This window comes from Marinobacter shunpengi, from assembly GCF_045449715.1.
Taxonomy (GTDB): domain Bacteria; phylum Pseudomonadota; class Gammaproteobacteria; order Pseudomonadales; family Oleiphilaceae; genus Marinobacter.
Genome location: NZ_JBJJLA010000022.1, coordinates 66,643 through 83,775, shown reverse-complemented (window position 1 = coordinate 83,775; position 17,133 = coordinate 66,643). Strand labels below are relative to the sequence as shown.

Annotated in this window: 15 protein-coding genes and 1 tRNA gene; 10 read left to right on the top strand and 6 right to left on the bottom strand. The window is 61.1% G+C overall.

The annotated features are described in order from the left end of the window. The first annotated feature begins 60 nt into the window (after window positions 1-60). Window positions 61-1,518: an NfeD family protein gene (locus tag ACJO3T_RS16020; RefSeq protein ID WP_406979114.1), complete on the top strand. Its 1,458-nt coding sequence runs from the start codon at window positions 61-63 to the stop codon at window positions 1,516-1,518. Then, the gene (locus tag ACJO3T_RS16015) at window positions 1,515-2,327 is read left to right on the top strand and encodes a slipin family protein (RefSeq protein WP_406962736.1); all 813 of its coding nucleotides are present in this window, start codon (window positions 1,515-1,517) and stop codon (window positions 2,325-2,327) included. Before ACJO3T_RS16020 ends, ACJO3T_RS16015 begins: the two co-directional genes overlap by 4 nt. Window positions 2,328-2,399: 72 nt before the next feature. On the opposite strand, the gene ACJO3T_RS16010 is transcribed toward ACJO3T_RS16015, so the two are convergent. The 3 genes from ACJO3T_RS16010 to ACJO3T_RS16000 form a co-directional block, all read right to left on the bottom strand. After that, entirely contained in the window at window positions 2,400-2,681 is a 282-nt protein-coding gene (locus ACJO3T_RS16010) for an Lpp/OprI family alanine-zipper lipoprotein (protein ID WP_328185395.1), read from the bottom strand. Window positions 2,682-2,905: 224 nt separating this feature from the next. After that, window positions 2,906-3,352 (bottom strand): L,D-transpeptidase family protein, encoded by a 447-nt coding sequence (locus ACJO3T_RS16005; RefSeq protein WP_406962810.1) that lies wholly within the window; start codon window positions 3,350-3,352, stop codon window positions 2,906-2,908. 243 nt (window positions 3,353-3,595) lie between these two features. After that, the gene (locus tag ACJO3T_RS16000; protein WP_406962738.1) at window positions 3,596-5,311 is read right to left on the bottom strand and encodes a potassium/proton antiporter; all 1,716 of its coding nucleotides are present in this window, start codon (window positions 5,309-5,311) and stop codon (window positions 3,596-3,598) included. A gap of 179 nt (window positions 5,312-5,490) precedes the next feature. Here ACJO3T_RS16000 and ACJO3T_RS15995 point away from each other — a divergent pair. Further along, window positions 5,491-5,564: transfer RNA gene (locus tag ACJO3T_RS15995), tRNA-Gly, on the top strand. A gap of 176 nt (window positions 5,565-5,740) precedes the next feature. Here the strand turns inward: ACJO3T_RS15995 and ACJO3T_RS15990 are convergent. Beyond that, the gene (locus tag ACJO3T_RS15990) at window positions 5,741-7,048 is read right to left on the bottom strand and encodes an NAD(P)/FAD-dependent oxidoreductase (protein ID WP_406979113.1); all 1,308 of its coding nucleotides are present in this window, start codon (window positions 7,046-7,048) and stop codon (window positions 5,741-5,743) included. A 257-nt stretch (window positions 7,049-7,305) separates the two neighbouring features. Then, window positions 7,306-8,982 (bottom strand): dihydroxy-acid dehydratase, encoded by a 1,677-nt coding sequence (ilvD, locus tag ACJO3T_RS15985; protein ID WP_406979112.1) that lies wholly within the window; start codon window positions 8,980-8,982, stop codon window positions 7,306-7,308. A gap of 224 nt (window positions 8,983-9,206) precedes the next feature. Here ilvD and ACJO3T_RS15980 point away from each other — a divergent pair, with 224 nt between their 5' ends. The 4 genes from ACJO3T_RS15980 to ACJO3T_RS15965 all read left to right on the top strand — a co-directional run bounded on the left by ACJO3T_RS15980 (window position 9,207) and on the right by ACJO3T_RS15965 (window position 12,288). Then, complete coding sequence (locus ACJO3T_RS15980) at window positions 9,207-9,830, top strand: YbhB/YbcL family Raf kinase inhibitor-like protein (RefSeq protein ID WP_406979111.1); 624 nt, start codon at window positions 9,207-9,209, stop codon at window positions 9,828-9,830. 259 nt (window positions 9,831-10,089) lie between these two features. Beyond that, window positions 10,090-10,845 carry an amino acid ABC transporter substrate-binding protein gene (locus ACJO3T_RS15975; RefSeq protein WP_406979110.1) on the top strand — a complete coding sequence of 252 codons (756 nt, stop codon included), beginning with the start codon at window positions 10,090-10,092 and terminating at the stop codon, window positions 10,843-10,845. A 25-nt stretch (window positions 10,846-10,870) separates the two neighbouring features. Continuing rightward, window positions 10,871-11,545, top strand: coding sequence for an amino acid ABC transporter permease (locus ACJO3T_RS15970; protein WP_406962757.1), 675 nt, complete (start codon window positions 10,871-10,873; stop codon window positions 11,543-11,545). Next, window positions 11,542-12,288: an amino acid ABC transporter ATP-binding protein gene (locus tag ACJO3T_RS15965; protein ID WP_406962759.1), complete on the top strand. Its 747-nt coding sequence runs from the start codon at window positions 11,542-11,544 to the stop codon at window positions 12,286-12,288. The genes ACJO3T_RS15970 and ACJO3T_RS15965 overlap by 4 nt, the downstream gene beginning before the upstream one ends. Before the next feature lie 28 nt (window positions 12,289-12,316). Here ACJO3T_RS15965 and ACJO3T_RS15960 read toward each other — a convergent pair whose 3' ends face one another. Then, window positions 12,317-13,162 carry a DUF547 domain-containing protein gene (locus ACJO3T_RS15960; RefSeq protein WP_406979109.1) on the bottom strand — a complete coding sequence of 282 codons (846 nt, stop codon included), beginning with the start codon at window positions 13,160-13,162 and terminating at the stop codon, window positions 12,317-12,319. A gap of 186 nt (window positions 13,163-13,348) precedes the next feature. Here ACJO3T_RS15960 and ACJO3T_RS15955 point away from each other — a divergent pair, with 186 nt between their 5' ends. The 3 genes from ACJO3T_RS15955 to ACJO3T_RS15945 all read left to right on the top strand — a co-directional run bounded on the left by ACJO3T_RS15955 (window position 13,349) and on the right by ACJO3T_RS15945 (window position 16,881). Then, window positions 13,349-14,194: a UDP-2,3-diacylglucosamine diphosphatase gene (locus ACJO3T_RS15955; protein ID WP_406962763.1), complete on the top strand. Its 846-nt coding sequence runs from the start codon at window positions 13,349-13,351 to the stop codon at window positions 14,192-14,194. A 271-nt stretch (window positions 14,195-14,465) separates the two neighbouring features. After that, on the top strand, window positions 14,466-15,953 hold the full coding sequence (locus ACJO3T_RS15950; protein WP_406979107.1) for a SulP family inorganic anion transporter: 1,488 nt from the start codon (window positions 14,466-14,468) through the stop codon (window positions 15,951-15,953). A gap of 76 nt (window positions 15,954-16,029) precedes the next feature. Further along, on the top strand, window positions 16,030-16,881 hold the full coding sequence (locus tag ACJO3T_RS15945; RefSeq protein WP_406962812.1) for a universal stress protein: 852 nt from the start codon (window positions 16,030-16,032) through the stop codon (window positions 16,879-16,881). Window positions 16,882-17,133: the final 252 nt, after the last annotated feature.

The window sequence follows — 17,133 nt, the reverse complement described above, 5'->3', positions numbered from 1 at the left end:
AGCAAGTTGACTGGCGTTAAACGGGGTGGTGGTCGATAGTTCCATGCATGGGAGCACGGAATGGATAGACTCAGAACCCCGACAGAACCCTCGCGGTTTCGCATTGGCCTGTGGGCCGGGCTGATGGTGCTGGCCTTCGGGCTGTCTGTCGGCCAGTGGGTGCTGGCGCAATCGTCCTCCAGCCGTTCTGCCGTTGTCCTGTCGGTAGACGGGGCCATCGGGCCGGCCACCATGGACTACGTGGTCCGCGGGATCGAGCAGGCCAGTGAGCAGGACGCCGCCGTGGTTGTCCTGCGGATGGATACCCCCGGTGGCCTGATGAATTCCATGCGTTCCATCATCAAGACCATCCTCGCCTCCGACGTGCCGGTGGTCACCTGGGTCAGCCCGTCCGGCGCCCGGGCGGCCAGTGCCGGTACCTATATCCTTTATGGCAGCCATGTGGCCGCGATGGCACCGGCCACTAACCTGGGCTCGGCAACGCCGGTGCAGATGGGCGGTATGCCCGGCAGCAGCGATCCTCCTGACAATAACGACGATACCCCTTCCGGCAATGGTGAAAGCGCCGAGGATGCCAGTGAATCGTCCTCCGATGACAGCACCGCCATGGAGCGCAAGGTCATGGAGGATGCGGTGAGCTACATCCGTGGACTGGCGGACCGCCACGGGCGCAACGCGGACTGGGCCGAACGGGCGGTCCGGGAGGCGGTGAACCTGGGGGCTGAGGACGCCCTGGAGCAGAACGTCATCGATGTGGTGGCCGCCGACCTGAATGACCTGCTGAACCAGATCCATGGCCGCTCTGTGGTCATGGCTACCGGCCAGCAGACCCTGGATACGCAGAACCTCACCATCGTGCGCCAGAAGCCGGACTGGCGCACCCGCCTGCTGTCTGTGATCACCGACCCCAACATCGCCTATTTCCTGATGATTATCGGTTTCTACGGCATCATCTTTGAGCTGGCTAACCCCGGTAGCGTGTATCCAGGCGTGATCGGCGCCATCTGCCTGGTACTGGCCCTGTTCGCCTTCCAGGTGCTGTCGGTGAACTATGCCGGCCTGGCGCTGATCCTGCTGGGGCTGGCATTCATCGTGGGGGAGGCGTTCATGCCCAGCTTTGGCATGCTGGGTATCGGCGGCATCATCGCCTTTGTGCTCGGGTCCGTTATCCTGATGGATGGCAGTCACCAGAACATTTCGCTGCCGGCGATCGGTGGCACGGCGGCGGTGGCGGGCGGCTTTATCCTGTGGACCGTGACCCGGTTCATGGGGCTGCGTCGCAAGGCCCCGGCCGTGGGTATGGAGCACATGAGCGAGGAGCGTTGCCGGGCGCTGGACGATTTCGAGCGTGATGGGGACCACTATCGCGGTCACGTACAACTCGGTGGAGAACGCTGGAAGGCCGTCAGCGATGAACCGGTACCCCGTGGCCAGTGGCTGCGGGTTGACCGGGTTGACGGCCTGACGGTAACAGTGAGCCCCGGAGACGGGCCGCATGACAGTAAGGAGGCATTATGATCGGTGAACTGATTCCCTGGATTGCACCCACGGTGGTGCTACTGATCATCCTGGGCTCGGCCATCCGCATCCTGCCGGAGTACGAGCGGGGTGTGGTGTTCTTCCTGGGGCGTTTCCAGGGTGTGAAGGGGCCTGGGCTGATTATCATCATTCCGGGCATCCAGCAGATGACGCGGGTGGACCTGCGGGTCATTACCCTGGACGTGCCCAGCCAGGATGTGATCTCCAAGGATAACGTGACGGTGCGGGTGAACGCCGTGCTCTACTTCCGGGTGGTGGATCCGGAGAAGGCTATCCTGCGGGTTGAGGATTTCGGGTCCGCCACCAGCCAGCTTTCCCAGACCACGCTTCGTTCGGTGCTGGGCAAGCATGACCTCGACGAGATGCTGTCGGAGCGGGACAAGCTTAATTCGGACATCCAGGAGATTATCGACGCCCAGACCGAGGACTGGGGCATCAAGGTGGCCAATGTGGAAATCAAGCACGTGGACCTGAACGAGTCCATGATCCGCGCCATTGCCCGCCAGGCGGAAGCGGAACGTGAGCGCCGGGCCAAAGTGATCCACGCCGAAGGCGAACTGCAGGCCTCGAAGAAACTGGTGGAGGCAGCGGAAGTCATGTCCACCGACTCAGGTGCCATGCAGTTGCGCTATCTGCAGACGCTGTCCGATATGAGCACCAACAACGCCAATTCTTCGACGATCGTTTTTCCGTTACCCATGGATCTGATGGAAGCTTTCAGGAAGAAGGCGGCGGGTGCCGGGGCGCCCCGCGCGGCACCGGATGATCCGGACAAGGAGGATTCGTAAACCTGACGGGATGGCAGCCATAAAAAAGGCCGGCTAGTGCCGGCCTCCGTCTTTGCAGATGCTATCCAGCCATTACTTCTGGCTGGACTGCTGAAGCATACGACGAGCGCGCTCGTTTGCTTCGTCTGCAGACTTCTGGGCTTCTTTCGCTTCTGCCAGGGCCTGCTCGGCACGACGCAGGGCAGTGTTGGCCTTGCGGTCGGCGTTGTTTGCAGTGCTCAGGGCGTTGCTGGCGGTCTGCTCTGCGGAGTTGGCAGTTGCAGTCGCCTCATCGATAGCAGCCTGATCAGTTGTGGCACAACCGGCAGTCAGTGCGGTGGCCAGTGCAAACCCTGCGATCGTCAACTTACGCATGTCTAGTATCCCCTTGTTGGTCGTTATACTTCCTGTGGTGCAGAAGTTCTGAATGAATAACATCCTGTTATGTCGGTTCCGGTAGATGCCCACCGGATTCATAAACAGTGTAAAACACTCCACACAAAAATGTTAACTCGGGATACGTAAAAATTCTTAGGTAATTACATAAACTTAAGTATAGGTTCAGGAACTTTATGAATCTGCGGCGTTTTTAGGGGGTATTAGGGAAGTATGCGGATCGGTGTTCCCACCTCGACAAGCCGCCAGATTTCGTCCATTGCCTCGTTGGTGACGGCAATACACCCGTCAGTCCAGTCCAGGCCCTGATAGGCAAAGGCCATGTCTCCCACGTCGTTGGGCAGGCCGTGGATCATGATATTGCCACCGGGCTGCAGGCCCCAGGCCTCGGCCAGTTTCCGGTCCTTGTGATTGGGGTAGGAAATGCGGATCGACTTGTAATACTCGCTGTTGGGGTTGCGGAAGTCGATGGTGTAACTGCCTTCCGGCGTGCGGCTATCACCCTCATACAGCTTGTGACCCTCCGGTGTTTTGCCCAGGGAGATGCGATAGCTGCGGATGATCTGATCGTTGGACATCAGATAAAGACGACGCTCGTCCTTGTGCACGACAAGCTGATTGATGTCCGTTGTGGTGCCGGTCTCCGCCATGGCGAGCGTGCGGTTGCCGGCAGCCTGGGCTCCGCTGGCCAGGATAGTGAGGGCCAGGAGCACCGGAACGGCTATATATGTATGTAAGCTAGAAAGTAAAATACGCATGGCTCTATGGATATCGGGTCTGAATTGGTCACGATTCCGCTATCTTATAGCACAAAGCTAAGGTTGCACGCAGGTAACTTTTGTGGGGATATGTCACAAAACCTTGCCAGGGTTGCAGAGTGTTTCCGCCTGGTGTCAGGCGTCCGTCATTTTCAGGCCCACCTTGGTGACCTGGTCGGCGTCTGTCGCCCGTGCCACCAGTATGACCGGCCCGAGGGTGACCTTATCACCCACCACCGGGTGGCCTTTGGTGCGCTTGGCAAAACATTCCGCCAGGGACAGCTCCGGGGGCAGTTCGTCGAACTCGATCCCGTACACCTGCTCCACATCTCCCAGCAGGGCATCCCCGTTCAGTACGAAGTCACCAAAGAAGGCGCGGTCCGCCAGGTGCCGTGGTGGCTGCCTGCCTGACAGTGATTTACCCAGTTCCTTGAGGGCGGACGACACCGCAAACACCGCTACCACATCGCCCTGGGATATCTTCAGGTCCGGTGTCGGCTGCAGGCACTGGCGATCACGGAATACACCGGCAATGGCGGTGTTATCCGGCAACGATAGCTGGCCCAGGGGGCGTGGGTCTTCCCAGCGATCCCCCCTGAGCGGGAACAGCATCAGCTCGTGGTCGCCGGTGGCGGGCACATCCAGTGGCAGGCGGCGATAGGGTTCCCCGGTGGAGGGCACCTCCAGGTTCAGCTTGCGGGCCAGTGGCGCCAGTGAGGTTCCCTGGACGATCAGGGACACCAGCACGATAAAGAACGCAAAGTGGAAAATATCCCGTGCCTCCGGCAGACCGGCCATGATCGGAAACAGCGCCAGCACGATGGGCACCGCCCCCCGCAGTCCTACCCAGCTTATGAAGAACAGCTCACGCAGGTTGAACCCGAACGGCCAGAGTGTGCCAAACACTGCCAGTGGCCGGATCACGAAGATCAGGGTCAGAGCTAGCACCAGGCCGCCACCGGCCAGTGGCAACAGGTCCGACGGATTGACCAGCAACCCGAGCATCAGGAACAGGCAAAGCTGAGCGAGCCAGGCGAGGCCGTCATGAACCTGGAGGATCATGGGCATCATCCGTACCGGGCGATTGCCCACGATGACCCCGGACAGGTAGATGGCGAGAAAGCCGCTGCCGCCGACGATGTTGGTGCCGGCGAAAACGCACAACCCGGCTGCTCCTACCATCAACGGATACAGCGCCGGTGTCAGTCGTACCCGGTTGGCCATTTCCACGATCAGGAAACCACCCAGCACTCCGACAATGGTGCCGATGCCGAACTGCTGTACCAGCATCAGCAGTCCGTCGGCCAGGCTGGAGGCGCCGTTGGCACTGAGCAGGCTGACCAGCATCAGGGTCAGGAAGATGGCCATGGGGTCGTTGGAGCCGGACTCGATTTCCAGGGTGGCACTGACCCGTTCATTGAGGTGCAGGCCGTGGCCCTGCAGGAGAGAGAACACCGCCGCCGCATCGGTGGACGAAATAATGGCGCCGATCAGCAGGGCTACCATCCAGTGCAGGTCGAACACCAGCCAGGCGCACAGACCTGCCAGGGCAGCGGTCACGAACACACCGATGGTAGCCAGTACCAGGGCAGGCTTCAGGCCCACCCGGAAGGTTTCGGCCCGGGTCCGCATGCCGCCGTCCAGCAGGATGACTGCCAGGGCCAGGTTGCCGATGACAAAGGCCAGTTCAAAATCATCGAAACGGATGCCCCCGGCCCCGTCTTCCCCCATCATCATGCCCACCACCAGGAAAATCAGCAGTACCGGCATGCCCACCCGGCTTGACAGCGGGCTGAGCAGGATGCTCATCACAAGCATGGCGGCGCCGATAAGGATCAGATGGGGGTCCATTAACTCTCCAAGCGGGGTGACTTCCAACCAGTCTCCAATACGCCCGGACCACCGTGGAGGCATGTGATCCTGGAACCGTCGGGAGACTCCCTAAATACTAGCTGACTCTTAGCCCCTGCGAACACGGTATGTTACCGGGTATTGCCTGTCTTGGCGGGCGGGCTTATATTGAGGCCAGCGCGGGTGTAGCTCAATGGTAGAGCAGAAGCTTCCCAAGCTTAAGACGAGGGTTCGATTCCCTTCACCCGCTCCAGCCTTCCCATCTGCTTGGCGTAGAGTGTGTCGCAGTGGTATCACTGATACCGCCGAGGTGTTTACCGGCGCCTGCGACGCATCAGGCTGGACCGTCGAGCGCAAGAAATTCTGATACATCCTGCCGGGCCGGATGAGTTGGTCCGGCCCTTTCTTTCCTTGGGTTAAGCTCCAGTGTCAGTGCAGTTTCAGTCGGGGCTGCATCGCCCGGCTGACCCGGTCCATGGCCCAGATAATGGCGGTTCGCAGCGGCCCGTGCAGGGCGTTCTGGTGCATGCGGTACAGCGATGCATAGAACAGCCGGGCCACCTTGCCTTCCACATACATGGAGCGACCGGACAGGTTGCCCATCAGGTTACCCACGGTAGTGTAGCGGCTGAAATTGATCAGCGAGCCATGGTCGTGATAGACGAAAGGCACCGGTTCGCCGCCCTCGATACGATGTCGCAGGGTCTTGAACAGGGTATCCGCCTGCTGGTGGGCGGCCTGGGCCCGGGGTGGTACCGGACGATCGGAATCCGGTTGCGGGCAGGCGGCGCAGTCACCCAGGGCGAACACGTCCGGGTCGGTGACCGACTGCAGGGTCTGTTTCACCACCAGCTGGTTGCCCCGGTTGGTTTCCAGGTCCAGTTGGCCGAGCCACTCCGGGGCCTTGATGCCGGCGGCCCAGATGGTCATCTGGGAAGGGATCTCGGTGCCATCCTTCATCACGATGGCGTTCTCGCGTACCTCGGACACCGGCTGGCCGGTCAGCACCCGCACATCCTGGCGCTCCAGCTCCCGGGTGGCGGCCAGGGACAGGCGGCCGGGCAGTGCCGGCAGGATACGGTCCGCCGCCTCGATCACCGAGATGCGGATATCCTCCGGGGCAAGATGGTTCATGCCATAGACCGGCAGCTCGCGGGATGCCAGCCGCAGTTCTGCCGCCAGTTCCACGCCGGTGGCGCCGGCACCGATGATGGTGATGGGAAGCTGGTGGTCCTGGCCTTCCTTGGCATCGTGGTTGGTGCGCAGGAAGGCATTGAGTAGCAGGTTATGGAAGCGCCGGGCCTGGGGCAGGCTGTCCAGGAACAGGCAGTGATCCTTTGCGCCGGGGGTGCCGAAGTCATTGGCGGTGCTGCCCACCGAGATCACCAGGGTGTCGTAGTGGATATGCCGCTCCGGTACGACTTCGTCGCCGTCCTCGTCCAGGAAGGGGGCGATGACAATACGGTGGTTCTGGCGGTCGATCCCGGACATGCGACCAAGCTGGAATTCGTAGTGGTGCTTGCGGGCGTGGGCCCGGTAGTTGATCTCGTTGGCGCTGGCGTCCAGGGAGCCGGAGGCCACTTCATGGAGCAGGGGTTTCCAGACATGGGTCAGGCCGGCGTCCACCAGGGTGATACGGGCCTTGCCCTTGCGGCCGAGCTTGTTGCCCAGGCGCGTGACCAGTTCCAGGCCGCCGGCGCCGCCGCCGACCACGACAATATGATGGGTATGTTCCATAGACAGCTTTCCTGTAAGTGAGGACAGGCAGACGCCCTCAATGACAGGACGGCTGGCTCTCATCACTCTTGGTCGACAGGGGGACTATCGGGGGAGCGTTGATGGTTCTGGCCCGGTCCATCGGGCCTTCGACCTGTACGCTCGCGTGCCAGTTTACGATATCCCATTAGCACACTACATATCTATCGGGTACGTAGTTGCACAGAGCTATTGCAAACTGGCGAGTGAGCGTGACAGGGTCGTGCACTCTCTGGTTGTTATGGCAAGTCGGTCACCGCACCGACGGACGCGGAACTGACTGTGCGGGCATATTTGGCCAGCACGCCCCGGGTCTTCCTGGGGGCGGGTGCCTGCCAGGCCTGACGCCGCCGCTGCATCTCGTCATCGGAGATGTCCAGTTCGATGGTGTTGTTGACCGCATCGATGGTGATTGTATCACCGTTCTCCACCAACGCGATGGGGCCACCCTCGGCGGCTTCCGGGGTGATATGGCCCACCACGAAGCCATGACTGCCGCCGGAGAAGCGGCCGTCGGTGATCAGGGCCACATCGCTACCCAGGCCCTTGCCCATGATGGCGGAGGTGGGGGTGAGCATCTCCCGCATGCCAGGGCCGCCCTTGGGGCCTTCATAGCGGATCACCAGCACATCGCCGGCCACCACGGTGCCGTCCATGATGCGCTCCTGGGCTTCCTCCTCGGAATGGAACACCCGGGCCTTGCCGGTAAAGTGGGTGCCTTCCTTGCCGGTGATCTTGGCCACGGCCCCGGTAGGCGACAGATTGCCGTAGAGGATGCGCAGGTGGCTGTCTTCCTTGATGGGATTGTCGAAGGCGTGAATGATGTCCTGGCTGTCCGGGTAGGGCTCGACGTCCGCCAGGTTCTCCGCCAGGGTCTTGCCGGTGACGGTCAGGCAGTCGCCATGGAGCATGCCCCGGTCCAGTAGCATCTTCATCAGCGGCTGGATGCCACCGATGGCCACCAGCTCCGACATCATGTAGTGGCCGGAGGGACGCAGGTCGGCCAGCACCGGTACCCGCTTACCGATACGTTCGAAATCTTCCAGGGAAAGCTCGACACCGATGGTGCTGGCCATGGCCAGCAGGTGCAGCACGGCGTTGGTGGAGCCGCCCAGGGCGATCACCACGGTGATGGCGTTCTCGAAGGCCTCCCGGGTCATGATCTCCGAGGGTTTGATGTCCTTCTCCAGCAGTTTGAGTACCGCCGCGCCGGCGGCCTCGCAGTCGGCCAGCTTGGTGTCGGAGACGGCATTCTGGGCGGAGCTGCCGGGCAGGCTCATGCCCATGGCCTCGATGGCGGACGCCATGGTGTTGGCGGTGTACATGCCGCCGCAGGAGCCGGGGCCGGGAATGGCGGTTTCCTCGATCTGCTTCACCTCGATCAGGTCCATATTGCCCTGGGCGTGGGCACCCACCGCCTCGAATACCGAGATGATATCGGTATGGTTCTCACCGGGCTGGATGGTGCCGCCATAGACAAACACCGAGGGCCGGTCCAGGCGGGCCAGGCCCATGACGCAGCCGGGCATGTTCTTGTCGCAGCCCCCGATGGCCACCAGGCCATCGAAGCCCTCGCAGCCGGCTGTGGTCTCGATGGAATCGGCAATGACCTCCCGGGACACCAGCGAATACTTCATGCCCTCGGTGCCGTTGGCGATACCGTCGGACACGGTAATGGTGTTGAAGATCAGGCTCTTGCCCCCGGCCCCGTCGGCGCCTTTGGCGGCCTCCCGCGCCAGGCCGTCGATATGCATGTTGCAGGGGGTGAGGTTGCTCCAGGTGGAGGCAATGCCCACCTGCGGCTTGCGGAAGTCCTCATCGGTGAAGCCCACCGCCCGCAGCATGGCGCGGCTGGCGGACTTGCCCAGGCCGTCAACCACCGGGGCGGAATGACGGCGTCGCTTGTCGTCGGTCATGATGTGTCTCTCTCGTGGATCGTGTAATCCCAAGAGGTTAGTGCGTGGCGGGTGTCTGCGTAAAGGCGCCCAGGGCATGTATACCGTTGTGTGCCCTTTTTTTTGGCCACTATAGCCTTACAGTGATAGATATACCGGAATCGTTCCGCCGGGGGTGATCTGGACAAGCCCTCAGCGCAACTGCTAAAACCGGGTAACTGATCGAAAGCCTACAGGAGCAAACCATGAAGGTTCACTTTAATGGCATTACCGAGGGCCAGCCGGTCCCCGAGAAATTTGCGTTTGGCGTATACAGCGAAGAGGACCATATGAGCTTCGGTCCCAACCGCAACCCGGAAGTCACCTGGGAGGACGCCCCGGAAGGCACCAAGAGCTTTGTGGTGATGATGTTTGACCCCGATGTGCCCAGCATTGCCGACGACGTCAACCAGGAAGGCAAGGTGGTGTCCAACGAGATCCCGCGGGTGGATTTCTTCCACTGGCTGCTGGTGGATATCCCCGCGTCCGTTAACCGAATTCCGGAAGGTGAGGACAGCGACGGTGTCAGCCCCAAGGGCAAGGAGCCGGGCCCCGGCCCCATCGGCATCCGTGGCGTCAACAACTTTACCCAGTTCCTGGCTGGCAACCCGGACATGGCGGGGACCTACGGTGGCTATGACGGCCCCTGCCCGCCCTGGAACGACGAGCTGATCCACCATTATCACTTCGAGGTGCATGCCCTGGATGTGGAAACCCTGGGACTCGACGGCGAGTTCGATGGTGAAGCCGTCAGCAAGGCCATGGAAGGACATGTGCTGGCCAGCGAGCGGGTAACCGGAACCTACACCCTGAATCCGAATCTTCGCTAGGTTTCACCTCCACCTTGCAATCTCCTCGTTCTCCTGGTGCCTGTGGTTTGTGTTGAACACAGCACCGGGGACATGGTCCCCGCCCGCCATGGTCTCCGGGTGTGGCCGACCCTGGCTGATTGGTTAGGGGGCCCTCTACATTTACGTTGAAGGCGTCCTTTCCCATCGGGGCTCAGTCGCGTTGCCCGAAACGGAGTGATTGCTCACCCTCAACCCGGGTCTATGCTGTTGGTAACAGCACCAATGGCTAGGAGGTTCCATGAAACCGCTTTTGATGAATGTCCTGATTGCAATTTCCCTGTTATCCAGTCAGCCATTGCTCGCCCAGGAGGATCCCCTGCGCGTGGGCATGTCGGGCCAGTACTTCCCCTTCACGTTTGTTGAGCAGGATCAGCTCCGGGGCTTCGAGGTGGACGTAATGGAGGCCCTGGCCCAGAAGATGGGGCGAGAGGTGGACTATCAGACCGCCAATTTCTCCGGCCTGTTCGGGATGCTCGAGTCCGGGCGTATCGATACCGTGGCGAACCAGATCACCATCACCGAAGAGCGCCAGCAGGCCTATATCTTCAGTGACCCCTATGTTTACGATGGTGCCCAGGTGGTGGTGAAGAAGGGCAACACGGAGATCAACGGGGTGGAGGATCTCAAGGGCAAGACCGTGGCCGTGAACCTTGGTTCCAACTTCGAGGACCTGTTGCAGGAGCTGCCCTACGCCGACCAGATCGACATCAAGACCTACGACAGCAATATCGAGCGGGATACCGCCCTGGGCCGGGTTGATGCGTTTGTGATGGACCGGGTCAGTGCCAGCCAGATTATCAAGGACAAGCCCCTGCCGCTGGCACTGGCCGGGCCGACTTTCTCACAGATCACCAACGCCTACCCCTTTCGGGACACGGACCAGGGCCGGGCCCTTCGTGACGAGGTGAACCAGGCCCTGGCGGCCCTGCGGGAGGATGGCACCCTCAAGGCGATCTCCGAGCGATGGTTCGGCACCGATATCACCCGGCCCTGAGGGGCGCACCTAGGCGGCTTTCACTATGGACGTCCTGAACGTCGAGTACATGATCGGGCTGATACCCATCCTGTTGCGGTACCTGCCCCTGACACTGGAGCTTGCCGGCGTGGGCATGGTGCTGGCCCTCATCCTGGCGTGCCTGTTCGCGGTTGTCCGGGTGTTGCGTATTCCCGTGCTCAACCAGTTGACCATCCTGTTCATTTCGTTTTTTCGCGGTACGCCGCTGCTGGTGCAGCTGTTCCTGTTCTATTACGGCCTGCCGCAGCTAGTCAGCGCGTTGACGGTGATTGACGGCATTACGGCGACCATCATGGGCCTGACCATGCACTTCTCCGCCTATATGGCGGAGTCCATCCGGGCGGCCATCATCGGGGTGGATCGCAGTCAGACCGAAGCGGCGCTGTCCATCGGCATGACCAACGGCCAACTGATGCGGCGGATCGTCCTGCCCCAGGCCACCCGGGTGGCGCTGCCCACGTTGATGAACTACTTCATCGACATGATCAAGGCCACCTCCCTGGCCTTCACCCTGGGGGTGACGGAACTGATGGGGGCGACCCAGAAGGAGGCGTCCGGCAGCTTCCTGTACTTCGAGGCCTTCATCGTCGCGGCCATCATGTACTGGATCGTGGTGGAGCTGCTGTCCAAGCTCCAGCACTACCTGGAAATTCGCCTGAACCGGGCCTATAGCCGATGATCAGACTGGACTCACTCAGCAAGCACTTTGGCAAGACGGTGGTCCTCGACGGGATTGACCTGACAATTGAGAAGGGCGAAATCGTCGTCATCATCGGTCCCTCGGGCACCGGGAAATCCACCCTGCTGCGCTGCGTCAACTTCCTGGAGCAACCTACCTCAGGCACCATGACCGTGGGTGACCTGACGGTGGATGTGAACCGGGCCAGCCGGGCGGATATCCTCTCCATGCGCCGGCGAACCGCGTTTGTGTTCCAGAACTATGCCCTGTTCGCCAATAAGACGGCATTACAGAACATCGCCGAACGCCTGCTGGTGGTGGACCGATGGCCGAAAGAAAAGGCCCATCGGCGGGCCCGGGAGATCCTGGAACAGATTGGCCTGGCCGACAAGGCGGATGCCTACCCGGCGTCCATGTCCGGTGGCCAGCAGCAACGGGTGGGTATTGGCCGGGCCATGGCCGCCGGTGCCGAGGTGATCCTGTTTGACGAACCCACCTCGTCCCTCGACCCGGAGTGGGTGGAAGAAGTGCTGGGATTGATGAAAAAGCTGGCCGCCGAACGCCAGACCATGATGGTGGTCACCCATGAAATGTCGTTTGCCCGGGACGTAGCCGACCGGGTGATCTTCATTGATGGCGGGCGGATCGTGGAGCAGGGGCCGCCCAGCGAGATCTTCTATCACCCCCAGGATCCCAGGACAAAGGACTTCCTGAAGAAAATCCTGGCCACCAATCCTGTGTGAATCCGGGGATTGGATCGATCAGGGCCGGTTATTGCGACAACTCCGGAAAGTTGTCGGGCTGGTTCAGGGCCCAGTCATAGTCGATGTAATCAATGGCATTGGTCTGGTTCGCCCGGGCGCCGACATCGGTGTCTGCCCACTGCCGGATAAAGCTCCTGACCGAGCCGGCTTCCTCCCCGAAATCCATACGGTACCAGTCGAAGATGGCGCTGAGCCTCAGGGTGCTGCCGTCGATGGTCAGATGTCGGGGGGTATTCAGGGCCAGCCGGGTGTTCTCCGTCAGCAGGGTTTCCAGGTTGTCTTCGGTGTAGATGGCTTTCCGCAGTGGCGGACAGCCCACCGCAGCACAGTTGACGGCGAAATGCACCCGGGCATCCATCCAGCCTCTTTGCTGGTAACCCTCACCCAGCAGGATGTCCTTTTCCATCTGGTCGAGGCTGTAGTCCTGGCCGCCAATGGTGAACAGGGAACGCTGGAAGATATTGTCCCGGAATGGGTTTAGCCGACCGCCGTAGTCCCACACTGACGACACCAGCTCACCGTCGGGCCGCTCCGTGAGGATCTGGTGGATCATGAAAAAGTTATAGGCGTTGATCCAGAAGGCCACCGACCGGGCCTTGCCCGCCAGGCCTGCGGGGTCGAAGGCCGCCAGCGCGTCCGCCTGTTGGCCCAGCAGCGTTTGGGTGTCTTCCTGCCGCAGGGCTTCCTCGTAATCGAACGCGGAGACAAGACCGTCGCCGGGCAGTTCCTGTTCGGTCAGGTGCCGCTCGAGCAGGGTCTGGTAGTGCTGGAAGAGTGAGGCATTGTCCGTGGCCAGAGCGAGGGCGGGGGCCACCAGCAACAGAAGGCCGAGGATGATTCGCAGGCGTGGCATTCAGATTCCCCTTCTTCCTTTGATGACTATCCCGTCAGACACCGGAAATCGCCGTTTGTTACACCCGGCCCGGATTCCCCAAGGCCCTGTGGAGCAATCTTCACAGGACTGACCATGAAGTGTCACCGACACGTCATGTGTGCTTGTCACGTTGTGTCATGAGAAGGGTAACCGTCAGGGGCAGACATGCCACACTATCGCAGCGTTTTCATTTCCGACGTTCACCTGGGGACCCCGGATTGCCAGGCAGACTACCTGCTGGATTTCCTGGACAATGTCCATTGCGACACCCTGTACCTGGTGGGCGATATCGTGGACCTGATCGCCATGCAGCGGCGGGTGCACTTCACCAAATCCCACGAGGCGGTGGTGCACCGCCTGCTGGCCATGGCCGCCAACGGCACGCGGGTGGTGTACGTGCCCGGTAACCACGATGAGTTCATGCGGCGCTTCTGCGGTCAGACCATCAGTGGCGTGGAACTGCACCAGAAGATCATCCACACCACCGCCGATGGCCGACGGTTCATGGTGTGCCACGGTGATCAGTTTGACCAGGTGGTGCGCTGCAGCCCGCTGATGTTGCTGGTGGGGGACCGGGCCCACGGCCTGCTGCTGCGGCTTAACCGCTGGTTCAATGCCTGGCGCCGTCTGCAGGGCAAGCCCTACTGGTCGCTGGCGGCCTGGCTGAAAGGTCGTATCGGCAAGGCGCGGACCTTTATCCGCCGCTTCGAGCTGGCGGCGCTGACCGCCGCCGAGAAGGGCAACTACGACGGCTTCATCTGCGGCCATATCCACTCCGCCGGCTTCCTGCGCAGCCAGGAAGGACTCTACTGCAACGACGGCGACTGGGTGGAGCACTGCACCGCGCTGGTGGAAAATGCGGACGGCAAACTGGAACTGCTGCACTGGTCCGAGCAGCCATCGATTATTGCCACCGAACCATCGGCGCCGGCCCCGGAAGTGAGTGGCGACCGTCGCCCGGTGATCGACATCCTGCCGGCTGCGTTTCTGGAGCAGGTGAACCGGATCTAGGAGTCTGCCGGTTACTTTTCGAGCGGGCTTCTGGTAAGCTTCGCGCCCCCGATATGTCAGGCACCTGACATCCATCAACCGAACAGTACGCTGCCCATCGTGACGATCACTCCGCCCTAGTATTCCGGCTCTCCCCTAGTCGGCCTGTTTTCGACATGCTGCCTTCCCGATCTACCGGCCTGGTCCAGGCGGGTCATGGGGAGCTGTCTGTCATGTTCACGCTGCGCGGCCAGCGTCCCAAGATGTCTGAAACCCATGGAACCCCGTTGTTATGGTGAAAACCCTCAAAGCCAACTGGCTGTCCAATATTCGTGGTGACCTGCTCGCCGGTATCGTTGTGGCCCTGGCCCTGATCCCGGAAGCCATCGCCTTTTCCATTATCGCCGGCGTTGACCCGAAGGTGGGTCTGTATGCCTCCTTCTGCATTGCCGTGGTAATCGCCTTTGTGGGCGGTCGCCCGGGCATGATCTCCGCCGCCACTGGTGCCATGGCACTGCTGATGGTGACGCTGGTGAAGGAACACGGGCTGGAATACCTGCTGGCGGCCACCCTGCTGACCGGGGTACTGCAGATTGGTGCCGGTTACCTGAAACTGGGCGGCCTGATGCGGTTCGTGTCCCGCTCGGTGGTCACCGGTTTCGTCAATGCACTGGCGATACTGATCTTCATGGCCCAGCTACCGGAGCTGACCAATGTCACCTGGCATGTCTATGCCATGACGGCGGCGGGCCTGGGCATTATCTACCTGTTCCCCTACCTGCCGGTGGTGGGCAAGCTGATTCCGTCGCCGCTGGTGTGCATCGTGGTGTTGACCGGGGTGGCCATGTGGTACGGCATGGATATCCGCACCGTGGGGGATATGGGCGAACTGCCGGATACCCTGCCGGTGTTCCTGTGGCCGGATGTGCCGCTGACCCTGGAGACCCTGATGATCATTCTGCCCTATTCCGTGGGCCTGGCGGTCGTTGGTCTGCTGGAGTCGATGATGACCGCCACCATCGTAGACGACCTGACCGATACCACCTCCGACCGCAACCGGGAGTGCCGGGGACAGGGCATTGCCAATATCGGTTCAGGGATGCTTGGGGGCATGGCAGGCTGTGCGATGATTGGCCAGTCCATCATCAATATCAAATCCGGCGGCCGTACACGATTATCCACCCTCACAGCGGGGGTTTTCCTGCTGATCATGGTGCTGGTGCTGGACCAGTGGCTGGTGCAGATTCCCATGGCGGCGCTGGTGGCAGTGATGATCATGGTGTCCATCGGCACCTTCAGTTGGGGGTCCATCAAGAACCTCAAGGATCATCCGCTGTCCACCAATATCGTGATGGTGGTGACCGTGGTCGTGGTGGTGGCCACCCACAACCTGGCCTTCGGTGTGCTGGCCGGGGTGCTGCTGGCGGCCCTGTTCTTCGCCAACAAGGTGGGGCACTACATGCTGGTCACATCCGAGTACGATGAAACGTCTGATACCCGTACCTACAACGTGGTGGGCCAGGTATTCTTCAGTTCCTCGGAAAAGTTCACCGAATCCTTTGACTTCAAGGAAGCACTGGATAAGGTGATCATTGACCTGAGCCGGGCCCATTTCTGGGATATCACCGCCGTGGCGGCCCTGGACAAGGCGGTTATCAAGTTCCGCCGTGAAGGCGCCGAGGTAGAGGTGATTGGCCTGAACGAGGCCAGCGCCACCATCGTTGACCGTTTCGGGGTGCATGACAAGCCGGACGCCGTCGACCAGTTGATGGGGCACTGATATGACAGAGAACACGCAAAGCCATAGCGATCGCGGTCAGAATAACAACCATAATGACAATCAGAGCGAGAATGCCATGCTACGAGTCGTTGCCTGTATCGATGGTTCCCGGGCCGCTCCGGCGGTCTGTGACTATGCTGCCTGGGCCGGTCGGCATATGGGGGTTCCCCTCATGCTGCTTCATGTGCTCGACGAGGAGCGCTACCCGGTAGCCCCGGACCTGGCCGGCAATATCGGCCTCGGCAGTCGGGAACACCTGCTGGAGGAGCTGGCGGACCTGGATCAGCAGCGCAGCAAGGTTGCCCTGGAGCAGGGCCACCACCTGCTGGAGCAGGCGGAACGGCGGGTGATGGACACGGGTGCCGCCGATGTCATCAAGCGTCAGCGCCACGGGGACCTGACCGAATCCCTGTTGACCCTGGAAAGTCAGACCCGGTTGCTGGTCATGGGGCTGCACGGCGAGAGCAGTTCCGACCGTGACCTGCACATCGGCAGCCAGCTGGAAACCGTGATCCGCAGCCTGCATCGTCCTATCCTGCTGGTGCCGGACGAGTTTACGCCGCCGAAGAGTGCGATGCTGGCGTTCGATGGCAGCAAGACCGCCTTCCGCAGCGTTGAACTGCTGGCGGGCAGTCCGGTTCTCAAGGGCATGCCGCTTCATATCGTGATGATCGGACCGGAAACCGGTGACCGCTGGGAGCAACTGAAACAGGCGGAAGCCATGCTGTCGGACCTGGGCGGGGAGATTACCCTGGCCATCCGCGCTGGCGATGTGGAACCCGCACTCCACCACTATCAGGCGGAGCACGATATCGACATGCTGGTGATGGGTGCCTATGGCCATTCCCGCATCAGGCAGTTCCTGGTGGGCAGCACCACGACCACCATGCTGAAGACGGCGGAGAAGCCGCTGGTCATCCTCCGGTAGCAAATGATATGGCAGTCTGGGAGCCTGCGTGGTAGAAAGTTGCACCGCTGCGACCGCCCCACATTGGTCCCTTTTGAGCGCTCATTTTCGTTACATAGAACCACTTTGCGCCTCAAATGACCGTCAAAATGGCCTCAATGTGGGATGCTCTCGCCTGGCGCGATTTCTACCGCGCAGACTCCAGGGGCGGGTAACTGGGCAAGGCACTGGTTTGCTTGCTTTTATAATGAAATAATCATCGTTAGTTTATTG

Excerpts from the sequence above, each read along its gene's own strand:
- ACJO3T_RS16020 (WP_406979114.1), top strand. The coding sequence starts at position 61 with ATGGATAGACTCAGAACCCCGACAGAACCCTCGCGGTTTCGCATTGGC.
- ACJO3T_RS16015 (WP_406962736.1), top strand. The coding sequence starts at position 1,515 with ATGATCGGTGAACTGATTCCCTGGATTGCACCCACGGTGGTGCTACTG.
- ACJO3T_RS16010 (WP_328185395.1), bottom strand. The coding sequence starts at position 2,681 with ATGCGTAAGTTGACGATCGCAGGGTTTGCACTGGCCACCGCACTGACT.
- ACJO3T_RS16005 (WP_406962810.1), bottom strand. The coding sequence starts at position 3,352 with ATGGCGGAGACCGGCACCACAACGGACATCAATCAGCTTGTCGTGCAC.
- ACJO3T_RS16000 (WP_406962738.1), bottom strand. The coding sequence starts at position 5,311 with ATGGACCCCCATCTGATCCTTATCGGCGCCGCCATGCTTGTGATGAGC.
- ACJO3T_RS15990 (WP_406979113.1), bottom strand. The coding sequence starts at position 7,048 with ATGGAACATACCCATCATATTGTCGTGGTCGGCGGCGGCGCCGGCGGC.
- ilvD (WP_406979112.1), bottom strand. The coding sequence starts at position 8,982 with ATGACCGACGACAAGCGACGCCGTCATTCCGCCCCGGTGGTTGACGGC.
- ACJO3T_RS15980 (WP_406979111.1), top strand. The coding sequence starts at position 9,207 with ATGAAGGTTCACTTTAATGGCATTACCGAGGGCCAGCCGGTCCCCGAG.
- ACJO3T_RS15975 (WP_406979110.1), top strand. The coding sequence starts at position 10,090 with ATGAAACCGCTTTTGATGAATGTCCTGATTGCAATTTCCCTGTTATCC.
- ACJO3T_RS15970 (WP_406962757.1), top strand. The coding sequence starts at position 10,871 with ATGGACGTCCTGAACGTCGAGTACATGATCGGGCTGATACCCATCCTG.
- ACJO3T_RS15965 (WP_406962759.1), top strand. The coding sequence starts at position 11,542 with ATGATCAGACTGGACTCACTCAGCAAGCACTTTGGCAAGACGGTGGTC.
- ACJO3T_RS15960 (WP_406979109.1), bottom strand. The coding sequence starts at position 13,162 with ATGCCACGCCTGCGAATCATCCTCGGCCTTCTGTTGCTGGTGGCCCCC.
- ACJO3T_RS15955 (WP_406962763.1), top strand. The coding sequence starts at position 13,349 with ATGCCACACTATCGCAGCGTTTTCATTTCCGACGTTCACCTGGGGACC.
- ACJO3T_RS15950 (WP_406979107.1), top strand. The coding sequence starts at position 14,466 with ATGGTGAAAACCCTCAAAGCCAACTGGCTGTCCAATATTCGTGGTGAC.
- ACJO3T_RS15945 (WP_406962812.1), top strand. The coding sequence starts at position 16,030 with ATGCTACGAGTCGTTGCCTGTATCGATGGTTCCCGGGCCGCTCCGGCG.